Source organism: Bacillus sp. FSL M8-0277 (assembly GCF_037975305.1).
GTDB classification, from domain to species: domain Bacteria; phylum Bacillota; class Bacilli; order Bacillales; family Bacillaceae; genus Bacillus; species Bacillus pumilus.
This window is the reverse complement of the sequence record NZ_CP150255.1, coordinates 2,699,043-2,711,317: the sequence shown is the minus strand read 5'-3', so window position 1 is coordinate 2,711,317 and position 12,275 is coordinate 2,699,043. Positions and strand designations below refer to the sequence as shown.

Annotated in this window: 11 protein-coding genes and 1 other annotated feature; of the genes, 7 read left to right on the top strand and 4 right to left on the bottom strand. The window is 41.7% G+C overall.

What is annotated here, in order from left to right; all coding sequences use genetic code 11:
* Nucleotides 1-10: 10 nt before the first annotated feature.
* Both MKZ05_RS13615 and MKZ05_RS13610 read right to left on the bottom strand, forming a co-directional pair.
* Nucleotides 11-712 carry a hypothetical protein gene (locus MKZ05_RS13615; protein ID WP_106033025.1) on the bottom strand — a complete coding sequence of 234 codons (702 nt, stop codon included), beginning with the start codon at nt 710-712 and terminating at the stop codon, nt 11-13.
* 86 nt (nt 713-798) lie between these two features.
* Nucleotides 799-1,602 (bottom strand): STAS domain-containing protein, encoded by an 804-nt coding sequence (locus tag MKZ05_RS13610; protein WP_003217570.1) that lies wholly within the window; start codon nt 1,600-1,602, stop codon nt 799-801.
* A 425-nt stretch (nt 1,603-2,027) separates the two neighbouring features.
* On the opposite strand from MKZ05_RS13610, the gene MKZ05_RS13605 reads away from it, so the two are divergent.
* From MKZ05_RS13605 to MKZ05_RS13580, 6 genes are all read left to right on the top strand, one after another.
* Nucleotides 2,028-2,357, top strand: coding sequence for a DUF4257 domain-containing protein (locus tag MKZ05_RS13605; RefSeq protein WP_223250657.1), 330 nt, complete (start codon nt 2,028-2,030; stop codon nt 2,355-2,357).
* A gap of 103 nt (nt 2,358-2,460) precedes the next feature.
* Nucleotides 2,461-2,682: a binding site (T-box leader), on the top strand.
* Nucleotides 2,683-2,779: 97 nt separating this feature from the next.
* A complete protein-coding gene (gene leuS / locus MKZ05_RS13600) occupies nt 2,780-5,194 on the top strand; it encodes a leucine--tRNA ligase (RefSeq protein ID WP_050943523.1) in 2,415 nt (804 codons plus the stop codon).
* Nucleotides 5,195-5,324: 130 nt separating this feature from the next.
* Nucleotides 5,325-6,227 carry a dienelactone hydrolase family protein gene (locus tag MKZ05_RS13595; RefSeq protein ID WP_339160370.1) on the top strand — a complete coding sequence of 301 codons (903 nt, stop codon included), beginning with the start codon at nt 5,325-5,327 and terminating at the stop codon, nt 6,225-6,227.
* A gap of 46 nt (nt 6,228-6,273) precedes the next feature.
* On the top strand, nt 6,274-7,026 hold the full coding sequence (locus tag MKZ05_RS13590) for an NAD(P)-dependent oxidoreductase (protein WP_339160368.1): 753 nt from the start codon (nt 6,274-6,276) through the stop codon (nt 7,024-7,026).
* A 219-nt stretch (nt 7,027-7,245) separates the two neighbouring features.
* Nucleotides 7,246-8,106 carry a carbohydrate ABC transporter permease gene (locus MKZ05_RS13585; RefSeq protein ID WP_087976618.1) on the top strand — a complete coding sequence of 287 codons (861 nt, stop codon included), beginning with the start codon at nt 7,246-7,248 and terminating at the stop codon, nt 8,104-8,106.
* A gap of 25 nt (nt 8,107-8,131) precedes the next feature.
* Nucleotides 8,132-9,628 (top strand): extracellular solute-binding protein, encoded by a 1,497-nt coding sequence (locus MKZ05_RS13580; RefSeq protein WP_339160367.1) that lies wholly within the window; start codon nt 8,132-8,134, stop codon nt 9,626-9,628.
* Between the two features lie 45 nt (nt 9,629-9,673).
* On the opposite strand, the gene MKZ05_RS13575 is transcribed toward MKZ05_RS13580, so the two are convergent.
* Both MKZ05_RS13575 and MKZ05_RS13570 read right to left on the bottom strand, forming a co-directional pair.
* Nucleotides 9,674-10,513, bottom strand: a complete 840-nt coding sequence (locus tag MKZ05_RS13575) for an aldo/keto reductase (protein WP_251190203.1) — start codon at nt 10,511-10,513, stop codon at nt 9,674-9,676.
* 12 nt (nt 10,514-10,525) lie between these two features.
* Complete coding sequence (locus tag MKZ05_RS13570; protein WP_226803838.1) at nt 10,526-11,713, bottom strand: MFS transporter; 1,188 nt, start codon at nt 11,711-11,713, stop codon at nt 10,526-10,528.
* 155 nt (nt 11,714-11,868) lie between these two features.
* Between MKZ05_RS13570 and MKZ05_RS13565 the strand changes: the two genes are divergently transcribed.
* Complete coding sequence (locus MKZ05_RS13565; RefSeq protein WP_003217763.1) at nt 11,869-12,240, top strand: winged helix-turn-helix transcriptional regulator; 372 nt, start codon at nt 11,869-11,871, stop codon at nt 12,238-12,240.
* Nucleotides 12,241-12,275 lie beyond the last annotated feature (35 nt).

Below are 12,275 nucleotides of genomic sequence, written 5' to 3'. Positions count from 1 at the left end.
TTTCGTATAGCTATTGCTTAGGTGCCCGGTACCCTGCACGCTCTGCCTCTTCTACAGAGCAGAATAGCTTGGTTACATTCTTTGTTCTAGAGTAGTATCTGCTGCTCGGTGTGTGATAAATACCGTTGACACTTCCTTTGATGTTACAGGCTGCAGATTCTTTTTTTGTTTCCTTCTGTGACTCATGACCGCCTGTGCTTTTTCCTTCATCTTTAGGAGCGGACCGCTGAACGGTAGAAGACTCAGTATCGCTGCTGCTTTTCTTGTTCTCTTTTTTGAGTGTTTCGTTGCTTGAGGCAAGCTTGTCTATTTTCTCTTCAAGCGCTTGAATGGTCTTTTCTTGCTTTTTGATTGTTTCTTTTTCTGAGGTGATGGTTTCTAGCTTTTTCGCTAGTTTTTCTTTATCCTTTGTTGCGTCCTCTAAAGAAGCGGTAAGCTCCTCTTTATCAGCTTTTAAGCGCGTTATGTCAGATGTGAGCTGCTTTTGATCCTTTAACAGCTGTTCTGAAGATGGATCTGCTTGTGCCTTCGGTGCATCTGTGGCAGCAAACGGTAATGACATAATGGAAAAGATGAGACCCAAGATCAAGAAAGGATAAAATAGTTTCTTTGAAAAGATCTGCGCATTCTGGTGTTTGAGTAATAAGAAATTGACGGCATATCCTATGGCAAAACAAACACATAAAAGACCTATGATGAGTAACATCATCATCTAGTAGCCCCCCTACATCCTTTATTACACCTATCATACCTCATTTTTCCATTTTTAGGGGGCGTTTCAACTAAAAAAACCCTGTTTTAGACAGGGTTTTCAGCTAATGGTAATCCTTTGATTGCTTCCTTAACCGTCAAATAAGTGATTGTATCCTGAAAATCTGTATCCAAGTCTTTCATTTTCATTGCAAGCTGCGGTTTGATTCCTGTGATGATCAGTTCGGTTCCGGTTAGATTAAGAAGACGATGCAGCTTGAAAATGCGTGCTGCAACGGAATCATCGACATCGATTAAACCAGAAAGATCGACAATTAAATAATCATCCTTTGAATCATCTAATATACAAGTTAACTTCGCGACAATGGCATCAAAGCGTTCTTCAGATAGTTTTCCAATGAGTGGCAGAGCAGATACACCATTTTTGATTGGGACGATTGGCGTCGAAAGAGAGGTGACTTCCTGTAAGGAATCTTCTAGGAGCTGTTCATATTCTTTCTGTTTCGTAATATCCTTTTGAAAGCCAATGAAAAATGTTTTATCATCTTGTTCAATGTATAGAGGATCTATATTGAGTTCATTCCAAAAAAAAGTACCGTCTTTTTTATAATTTTTTAGCTGTGTGGTAATAGGTGTTTTATTCTGTATTCCATGACGTATTAAATCAAGCTGCTTTTGATCTGTGTCTTTCCCTTGAAGGAATCGACAGTTACGCCCAAGAATCTCATCTGGTTTGTATCCAGTCATGTGTGTAAAGCCATGATTCACATAAACGATAGGGTTATCCTCTAAAGAAGGGTCTGTAATGACAACACCGATCCGCGCATGATCTAGCGCTTTTTTTATGAGTTCAAGCTGTTTTTGTAAGCCGAAGATGTTCGAGCTGACCATATTACCCTCCTTTGTTGCTGCTATCAGACATATCAAATGGTTGTCTTTTCAACCAAAGGTATTCCTTACTAACGTAACATAACATATGTTCTGTTTCAACGATTGCAATGGCTTTGTTAAATTTGTCATCATAGTTTGTCCTCCATTAGAATATAGTAAGTAAGGAGACTTTTCTTTAGAAAAAGAAGGAATCAATTGCTCATAATTCATAAAATGACAAAAATAGTCAATATGGATTAGGTAAAAATGATTCCAATGCATCAAGATTGTTTTGGGTCATTCACATATAATGGAAGAAACAAGCTTTTTTTCTTCGTTAGAGAGAATAGACCTTTTACATGGATTATGACGGAACAGCAGAATGGCATTACAGGGGGCTGGACAGCCTGAAGTCGCTTTACTATTCTAAGGGCTTTAGGAAGGTGATGAAAATGCTGCAACAAGTCATTATTGCTTGCGCCATTGGAGGGGTCATGGGCATTCTCGGTCACGTAAAGAAAAAAGGCAGGCTAGAGAAGCCCAGAATGACAAAAAAGTTTATTTATTTAGGGTTTATTGAAGATTGGCTCGTTGGGATGATTGCCGCTACACTGCTTGTCTTATCCTCAAATCCCGATTCTAGTCTGCACTTGGTCATCTTATCAATTATTTCAGGTTACGGAGGAGAAGCAGTTCTGCGAAGCTTTGATTTTGTAAGAGAACAGCATTCACAGAATGCAGACTCCAACCGTCATAACCGATCTCCACACGAATAATATCCTCTACTTTACCCTGATCTAGGGTACATTCCCATTGTATACAAACCTGCTTGCACTTATGATCATAATTCTATAAAATACTACTTAGATGACGGTTACGATAAGAACAGTGAAGAGGAGTAGTAGGAAAGCAGTATTTGTCTTTAGAGAATTGACGGCTGGTGAAAGTCAATCAAATCTGCTTCTGAACTCGCCTCAGAGTTGCAGTTGCGTTAAAGCTTCTGTCGCATGTCTGCGTTAAAGATATTAAGTGAGCGTACAAACAGAAAGTTACGCTAACAAGGGTGGTACCGCGGGAACCAAAAAATCTCTCGTCCCTTTCCAGGGATGAGGGTTTTTTGTTGATTTTAGAAAAATCTGAATTCTTGCAGTGGTCATCTGAGCAGATACAGCCGTACATATTAAAGGAGGTTTTCACATTGAGTTTTCAGCATCGGGAAATTGAAAAGAAGTGGCAGGATTATTGGCTGACACATAAAACATTCGCCACATCTGACTCGGAAGATAAACCAAAGTTCTATGCACTTGATATGTTTCCATATCCATCAGGAGCAGGACTTCATGTCGGCCACCCTGAGGGCTACACAGCAACGGATATTTTATCACGCATGAAACGTATGCAGGGATATGATGTTCTTCATCCAATGGGATGGGACGCATTTGGTCTTCCAGCAGAACAGTATGCGCTAGATACAGGGAATGATCCGGCGGTCTTTACAGAAGAGAACATCAATAACTTCCGCCGCCAAATTCAATCACTAGGGTTCTCATATGATTGGGATCGAGAAATCAACACGACTGATCCAAATTATTATAAATGGACACAATGGATTTTCTTGAAATTGTACGAAAAGGGATTGGCGTATATCGATGAAGTACCAGTGAACTGGTGCCCAGCGCTTGGCACAGTCCTTGCAAACGAAGAAGTCATTGATGGAAAAAGTGAACGCGGAGGGCATCCGGTTGAAAGACGTCCGATGAAGCAATGGATGCTAAAGATTACGGCATATGCGGACAGGCTGTTAGAAGATTTAGAAGACATTGATTGGCCTGAAAGCATTAAAGATATGCAGCGTAACTGGATCGGACGTTCAGAAGGTGCACATGTTCATTTCGAAGTAGAAGGACATGATGAACAGTTTACTGTTTTCACAACGCGTCCTGATACATTGTTTGGGGCAACCTATGCGGTACTTGCACCAGAACATGCACTTGTTGAAAAAATGACAACAGCTGCTCAAAAAGAAGCAGTCGAAGCATATATGAAAGAAATTCAATCTAAGAGCGACTTAGAGCGGACAGATCTTGCAAAAACGAAGACGGGTATTTTCACAGGCGCTTATGCCATCAATCCATTAAATGGTGAAAAGATGCCGATCTGGATTGCAGATTACGTGCTGGCTACTTATGGAACAGGCGCGATTATGGCGGTACCTGCCCATGATGAGCGTGACTATGAATTTGCCAAAACATTTGATCTTCCAATCAAGGAAGTTGTTGAAGGCGGAGACATTGAAAAAGAAGCTTACACAGGTGATGGAAAACACATTAACTCTGATTTCCTCGATGGATTAGGAAAAGAAGAAGCGATTGAAAAAGTCATTGCATGGCTGGAAGAACATCAAAAAGGCGAAAAGAAAGTCACTTACCGTTTAAGAGACTGGCTATTTAGCCGCCAGCGTTATTGGGGTGAGCCAATTCCAATTATTCATTGGGAGGACGGAACGTCTTCAGCTGTTTCAGAGGAAGAGCTTCCACTCATTTTGCCTAAAACGACTGAGATCAAGCCAAGTGGCACAGGTGAATCACCTTTAGCCAATATTAAAGATTGGGTTGAGGTTGTCGATCCTGTCACAGGTAAAAAAGGACGCCGTGAAACCAATACAATGCCGCAATGGGCAGGCAGCTGCTGGTATTTCTTACGTTATATTGACCCGCATAACTCAGAAGAGCTTGCATCTCCTGAAAAGCTGAAGAAATGGCTTCCTGTTGATGTATATATTGGCGGAGCAGAACATGCTGTACTTCATCTTCTATATGCGCGCTTCTGGCATAAGTTCTTGTATGATATCGGCGTTGTTCCGACAAAAGAACCTTTCATGAAATTGTTCAACCAAGGAATGATTCTTGGGGAAAATAATGAAAAAATGAGTAAATCAAAAGGAAATGTTGTCAATCCAGATGATATCGTAGAATCTCATGGTGCGGATACATTGCGCCTTTATGAAATGTTCATGGGACCTTTAGATGCATCAATCGCTTGGTCTGAAACAGGACTTGATGGTGCTCGCCGCTTCCTTGATCGTGTATGGCGTCTATTCACAAACGAAGATGGCACAATCAGTGATAAAATAACAGAGCAAACTGGAGGCGCATTAGAACGCAGCTATCATGAAACCGTGATGAAGGTGACAGACCATTATGAAGGCCTGCGCTTCAATACAGGGATTTCACAATTAATGGTGTTTATCAATGATGCCTACAAGGCTGATACACTGCCGAAAGAATATGCAGAAGGCTTTGTGAAACTACTTTCTCCAATTGCACCGCATGTAGCGGAAGAGCTTTGGAATAAACTTGGTCATGAAGGGTCTATCTCTTATGAAGCATGGCCGCAATATGACGAGTCAAAGCTTGTCGACGATGAAGTAGAAATTGTCGTACAATTGAATGGGAAAGTGAAAGCAAAATTAACTGTTCCTGCTGATGCAACAAAAGAACAGTTAGAAGAGCTTGCAAAAAATGATGCACGTGTAAAAGAACAGCTTGAAGGGAAAACCATTCGCAAAGTGATTGCGGTTCCTGGGAAGCTTGTCAATATTGTTGCAAATTAATGATGACACCCATCGGTATGAACCGGTGGGTGTTCTTTATTTCCCGGGACATAATTTTGTCGAAAACAAGGTGATTGCACGATCGATCTCGTATGTTAACAGATGATCAACAAAAGGAGGAGTGACGTCAATGGAAAAGGAAAGCAAACGTGAACAACTGCTCAGTCTGTTAGGAGAAATGCCAGAACGCCATCGCGTGGAGGCATATACGTTAAAGGTCGAGGATCGTGAATCGTACGTCATCGAAACACTCATTCTTTCAATCCATGGTGTGGAGGAAGTGCCCGCTTATTTTGTGAAGCCGAAGGATACGGTGAAAAAAAGACCCGTTGTGCTCTTTCAGCACTCTCATGGCGGGAACTACGTCGATGGGAAGGAAGAGCTCATCAAGGGTGCTCATTATTTGCAAGCGCCTTCATATGCGAAAGAGTTCACCTCAAAAGGCTATAGTGTTCTGGCTATTGATCATGCAGGATTTGGTGAGAGAAGAGGAAGAACCGAAAGTGAAATTTTTAAGGAAATGCTTTTAACAGGGAAAGTGATGTGGGGCATGATGCTGTATGAAAGCATGTGTGCAATTGATTATGTGCTGTCTCGACCTGATGTGCTGCCGGACCGGTTAGCTATTTTTGGAATGTCAATGGGCGGGCTTCTTTCCTGGTGGACGGCTGCGCTTGATGAGAGGGTCAGTGTGTGTATTGATCTTTGCGCACAGGTCGATCACCACACATTAATTGAAACGAACAATTTAGACAGGCATGGCTTTTATTACTATGTACCAAGCTTAGCAAAGTACTTTACGGCAGCTGATATTCAGGAAATGATTTTTCCAAGGCCGCATTTAAGCTTAGTTGGAAAACTTGATCCACTCACGCCTGCTGAAGGCGTCGCTCGCATTCAAAAGGGATTGAGCCAAACTTATCAAGCGGCTTCATTGAAAGAACGGTATCAGCTTGTTGGTCTTCATGCAGGTCATTTTGAAACAGCCGCTATGCGTCACGAGGCCACTCGATTCTTAAAAAAATGGCTGTAATCTATAAAGGCTTGGACATACTACGTCATTAGAAAGGAGGAGACACATGAAGAAGATCACGATCATTGGCGGGTGCGGTGTGATCGGCCGTATTTTAACAAAAACGCTCTCTTCTGAGTATGAGATCACCATTATTGATCAAACGGGCTGTGTAAAAGGAGACATTTTAGCAGATGCAACGAATGAACAGGAATTATATGAGGCGATTCCGCGAGATATAGATGTCATCATACACCTTTTAAACATGGAGATGACGCATGATGTGATGAATCATGAGGAGTTTGAAAAAATGAATGATATTTTTTGGAGGAGCTCTTATTCTATGTTTCGATCAGCTGCAAGCCTCGGCATACGAAAAGTCATTTTTGCAAGCAGCAATCACGTGACCGATCGTTATGAAAAAGATGGACGCTCCTTACTAGGGAGACATATTACAACAAACGATGTACCTGCGACTCAAAATGTCTATGGCATTTTAAAATTTGCTTCTGAACAGCTAGGCCGTTTGTTCCACGATCAAACGGGAATGTCTGTTATCAATTTACGGATTGGAACGGTTGTGACGGATGAGATGGAGGCATTACACGAGAAAGATCGAACAAAACGAACACTTCTTTCACATGAAGATCTAGCAGGGATGATAAAGGCAGCGATTGAAACGACCGTTCCCTTTGGGACATATTATGCCGTATCAGAAAACGAAGAAAAGCCTTGGTCTACGGAAAACACGAAGCAGGAGTTAGGCTATAGACCCGATGTGAATACGACGGAAATCCTTGAAGAAAACGATCAGGCATAGGGCATAATCATGTCATTAGCTGATGATCTTATTCTTTTGTTTCATGAGCATAAAAGCACGACTGACAGGATCGACCCAGTTGGACTGTCAAGATGATTATAGACGCTTTCTTCCCCCATTTGTTACATTTTAATCACGATATCGTCACAGGCTGCAGCTTATTTTCGGATAAAATGATAACGCTTACAAAGAAAGGGCGTGATGAACATAGATCGTTCTATTAAAGGCCGATTGTTCAACTTATTTAATTACTCTTTTCTACTCATGTTCGCATTAATATGTGTGCTTCCGTTCATCCATGTCATTGCAGCCTCTTTTGCTACAGTAGAAGAGGTCATCACCAAGAAGTTTATCTTGTTCCCGACCACGTTTTCTTTAGAGGCCTATCGGTATATTTTCTCTACGGATATTGTGTACCGCAGCCTTATCGTGTCCATTCTTGTGACACTCGTTGGAACAGCTGTCAGCATGTTTTTGTCCTCACTCATGGCATATGGGCTGTCTCGTCAGGAGTTAAAAGGCCGGAGAACATTGATGTTTCTCGTTGTCTTCACGATGCTATTTAGCGGAGGTATGATTCCGACGTTTATTGTGGTGAAAACACTTGGTCTGCTTGATACCTATTGGTCACTAATTCTACCGGTTGCGATCAATGCGTTCAATTTGATCATTTTGAAAAACTTCTTTCAAAACATTCCCGCAAGCCTTGAGGAATCAGCGAAGATGGATGGCTGTAACGATTTAGGGATTTTCTTTAAAATTGTGCTGCCACTTTCTTTGCCAGCTATTGCGACCATTTCACTTTTTTATGCCGTGACGTATTGGAATACGTACATGACCGCCATCCTGTATTTAAATGATTCAGTGAAATGGCCGATTCAGGTACTTCTAAGGCAGATTGTCATTGTTTCGAGCGGAATGCAGGGAGATATGTCGGATATGGGATCATCCACACCACCGCCAGACCAAACGATTAAAATGGCTGTCATTGTGGTAGCCACCATTCCCGTTCTGCTTGTCTATCCATTTATTCAAAAGCATTTCAACAAAGGGGCATTACTAGGTTCTGTAAAAGGTTAAAAAGAAGGAACAACGGAGGGATCTTATGGGGAGAAAGAAATTATGGTTGATTGCGTTTGTTCTGTTATTTGCAGCAAGCGGTATTTTATCCGCATGTTCAAGCAAAGGAAGTTCATCGAATGAAAAGGTTGATTTAGACAAAAAAGTGAAGCTGACATGGATGGCGATTTTGTATCATCAGCAGCCGCCGAAAGATTCGGTTTTAAAAGAGATTGAGAAGCTCACAAATACAGAACTTGATATTACGTGGGTGCCTGATGCTGTGAAGGAAGACCGGTTAAATTCTGCCCTTGCTGCAGGGAATTTGCCGCAGATTGTGACAATTCAAGACATTAAGAATTCGTCTGCTATTAATGCATTCAGATCAGGTATGTTCTGGGAAGTCGGTCCGTATTTAAAGGATTATCCAAATTTAAGTAAGATGAACGAACTGATCAATAAAAACGCCTCTATAGACGGTAAGCTTTATGGTATTTATAGAGAGAGACCACTTTCAAGACAAGGAATTGTCATTCGAAAGGATTGGCTTGAAAATTTAAATTTGGATACACCAAAAACGTTGGATGATCTTTATGAGGTAGCGAAAGCCTTTACTGAAAAAGATCCGAATCAAAACGGAAAAGCGGATACAATTGGCTTTACGGATCGGAACGATTTGATTTATGGGGCATTTAAAACGCTGGGTTCATATGAGGGAATGCCAACAGACTGGAAAGAAGATAACGGCAAATTCACGCCAGACTTTATGACAGATGGGTACATGAATACGATGAAGTACATGAAGAAACTGCGTGATAATGGCTATATCAACAAAGACTTCCCTGTGACAAGCAAAACACAGCAGCAGGAATTATTCTCACAAGGAAAAGCAGGAATCTATGTTGGAAATATGGTAGATGCTGTGAACTTGAGAGATGACGCGACAGATAAAAACATGAAAGTCGATATCTTGAACCGAATCAAAGGTCCAGATGGCAAAGAACGGGTGTGGGCATCAGGTGGTCATAATGGCATCTTCGCATTCCCTAAAACAAGCGTGAAATCAGAGGCAGAATTAAAGCGAATTTTGGCCTTCTTTGATCGCATTGCAGAAGAAGATGTCTATGGTCTCATGACGTACGGTATAGATGGTGAGCATTATAAGAAAGAAGAAGGGAATACATTTGTCAGGGAAGAAAGCCAAGTGAAAAGCTGGCAGACAGATGTACAGCCGCTTGTCAGTCTAGTAGGCATTGATAAACGCTACTTGAAAAATAAAGGGGATGCGGTTCGTACAAAATATGAAGAGCTGGAAGAAGACAATCAAAAGATCATCGTCGCCAACCCTGCTGAAAGCCTGTATTCAGAAACAGCCTCAGAACGAGGAAATGAATTGAAAAAAATCATCGATGATGCGACCTATAAGTTCATTCTTGGAGACATCAGTGAAGATCAATTTAAGAAAGATGTAGAGAAGTGGAAATCAAATGGTGGCAATAAAATCATTGAAGAATATGAAGCTTCCTTTAAAAAATCAAAATAATCAACATCAACACCCCCGCCTAGTTAAAGAGCGGGGGTGTTTCTATTAAAAGTCAAAGTTGTCTGGGTCTGGACCGATCCGTTTGTTTTCATTTAAGTCAGAAAGACGTTTCATATCCTCATCAGATAAAGCAAAATCAAATATATCTGCATTTTCTTTTAAACGATGCGCTTTCGTTGATTTTGGAATGGTGATGACGCCTTTTTGCACATCCCAGCGCAAAATAATTTGAGCAGGTGTTTTGCCGTATGTGTCCGAGAGTTCTTTGATCACCGGATGATGAAGCAGTTCCCCCTGCATGAGCGGTGACCAAGCTTCCATTTGAATGCCATGTGTGTTCAAATACGTATAGAGTGCTTCCTGCGTTAGTTTTGGGTGAAACTCGACTTGATTGATAGCTGGTATGATGTCTGCATCTTTTAATAGTTCGTCTAGATGATGCGGCTGGAAGTTGCTCACACCGATTGCTCTCACCTTTCCTTCACGATACAAGGTTTCCAGCGCACGCCAAGCGTCTTTATATTTGCCCTCAACCGGCCAATGGATTAAATATAGATCCAAGTAGTCAAGCTGAAGTTTTTTCAAGCTTTCCTCATATGCTTGTAGAGTGGATTCATATCCTAAATCGGCATTCCACACTTTTGATGTCACAAAGAGGTCTTCGCGGCGCAGTCCTGTTTCTGCAAGACCAAGTTGTATGCCTCGTCCAACCCCTTCCTCATTGCCATAAATAGCCGCTGTATCAATACTGCGATAGCCTATTTGAATGGCTGTTTTGACGGCGTCTATTAATTCTGCACCATCTTCAACCTTGAATACACCGAGACCAAATCCTGGCATGTGGACTCCATTGTTTAATGTTTTTGTACTTTGTAAATGATTCATATTGAACACTCCTTAGATGGTTTGATTTTGTTCTTGTTGTTCGATTCGAAAACTAATCATCGTGAGAATCGCAGCGATGAGGACCATGATACCACCGATCCAGCCTGTATGCACAAGCCCAAGAGTATCTGTCACGATGCCGCCTAAAAATGAGCCGATGGCGATACCAGCATTAAAGGCAGCGATATTCATAGCGGAAGCGACGTCGACTGCTCCTGGTGTGTATCTTTCTGCAAAATCAACGACAGCTACTTGAAGGCCTGGGACATTCATGAAAGCAAACAGTCCCATCAGCATGACGGTTGCGATGCCTAGCACCGTAAATCCAGCAGTCAAGCTAAGGATAAACAAAATGATGCTTTGGATGATAAACATGTAAATGAGTGCTTTCATTGGCTTCTCATTAGCAGCCTTTCCGCCAATGACATTTCCAGCTGCGATCGTGATCCCGTATAAAAGCAGGATCAATGCTACCGCCCCAGGCGCAAGACCTGTCACATGCTGTAAGAGAGGGGATAAATACGTAAAGACGACAAAGGTTCCTCCGTATCCTGTTGCTGTAATGACAAATAGAAGCAAGATTCTTTTTGTTTTTAATAAAACAGCTTGATCCTTAAATGATGTTTTCACGCCTTGCTTTAATTGAGATGGAACAAGAAAATAGTTAGATATTAGTGCGATCAGACCAATAATGACAATCACACCGAATGATGTCCGCCAGCCGAGCTCATGACCAAGAAATGTCCCGAATGGTACGCCCGTCACAGTCGCTACTGTTAATCCAGTGAACATAAAGGCAATCGCGCTTGCCCGTTTTTCTTTCACTACAAGGCTTGCAGCGATCGTAGAGCCGATGGACATAAAGATTCCATGGGATAAGGCTGAAATGACCCGGCCGATTAATAGCACTGAAAAGGTCGGAGCCATCGTGGCGAGTGTATTTCCAATCAAAAAGACGAGCATAATGAGCAAAAGCAATGTTTTTCTTTTCATCGCTGAAGTCAGAGAAGTCAAAATAGGGGCGCCGAATGTCACACCAAGTGCATATAAAGAGACGGTCCAGCCCGCCTGGCTGACGCTCACTCCAAAGTCCTCTGAAATCATCGGCAAAAGACCGACACTAATAAACTCAGTGGTTCCTATAGCAAAAGCACTAATAGCTAGTGCGAGAAGGGCAAATTGGTTTTGTTTTTTCTTCATGAATCAGTTCACATCCTTCTGAGATGACATTTTGATAGACGAAGCCGATCGGCAAGAGTTATTATCTAACATGGATGACGAAAAAAAAAGTACGTACTTTTTTGTAATATAGGTACTAAAAAGTGCCTGTTCGTATAATGAGGAGTGAGGATTTAATGGAAAAGAAAAAATATAATATCTCCGTGGAAGCGACCCTTGAGGTCATTGGCGGGAAGTGGAAGTGCGTGATTTTATGTCATTTAACACATGGAAAAAAACGCACAAGTGAATTGAAGAGACTCATGCCAAACATCACACAAAAAATGCTCACGCAGCAGCTGAGAGAGCTTGAAAGTGATGGGGTGATTAACCGGATTGTGTATGAGCAAGTACCGCCTAAAGTGGAATATGAATTAAGTGAATACGGTCAGTCGCTCGAAAGAATTCTGAATGCGCTATGTGATTGGGGAGCAGCTCATATTGAACGTGTGTACGGAGAGCCGCTTTCAGTGCTAGAAGACAGCATTTTAAATGAACAATTTAAATAAAACAGTCCCGCTTCCTCCTATGAGAGCGGGACTTT

Coding starts and splice junctions, on each gene's coding strand:
- MKZ05_RS13580 (WP_339160367.1), top strand. CDS start 8,132: ATGGGGAGAAAGAAATTATGGTTGATTGCGTTTGTTCTGTTATTTGCA.
- MKZ05_RS13615 (WP_106033025.1), bottom strand. CDS start 712: ATGATGATGTTACTCATCATAGGTCTTTTATGTGTTTGTTTTGCCATA.
- MKZ05_RS13565 (WP_003217763.1), top strand. CDS start 11,869: ATGGAAAAGAAAAAATATAATATCTCCGTGGAAGCGACCCTTGAGGTC.
- MKZ05_RS13570 (WP_226803838.1), bottom strand. CDS start 11,713: ATGAAGAAAAAACAAAACCAATTTGCCCTTCTCGCACTAGCTATTAGT.
- MKZ05_RS13610 (WP_003217570.1), bottom strand. CDS start 1,602: ATGGTCAGCTCGAACATCTTCGGCTTACAAAAACAGCTTGAACTCATA.
- MKZ05_RS13595 (WP_339160370.1), top strand. CDS start 5,325: ATGGAAAAGGAAAGCAAACGTGAACAACTGCTCAGTCTGTTAGGAGAA.
- MKZ05_RS13605 (WP_223250657.1), top strand. CDS start 2,028: ATGAAAATGCTGCAACAAGTCATTATTGCTTGCGCCATTGGAGGGGTC.
- MKZ05_RS13575 (WP_251190203.1), bottom strand. CDS start 10,513: ATGAATCATTTACAAAGTACAAAAACATTAAACAATGGAGTCCACATG.
- MKZ05_RS13590 (WP_339160368.1), top strand. CDS start 6,274: ATGAAGAAGATCACGATCATTGGCGGGTGCGGTGTGATCGGCCGTATT.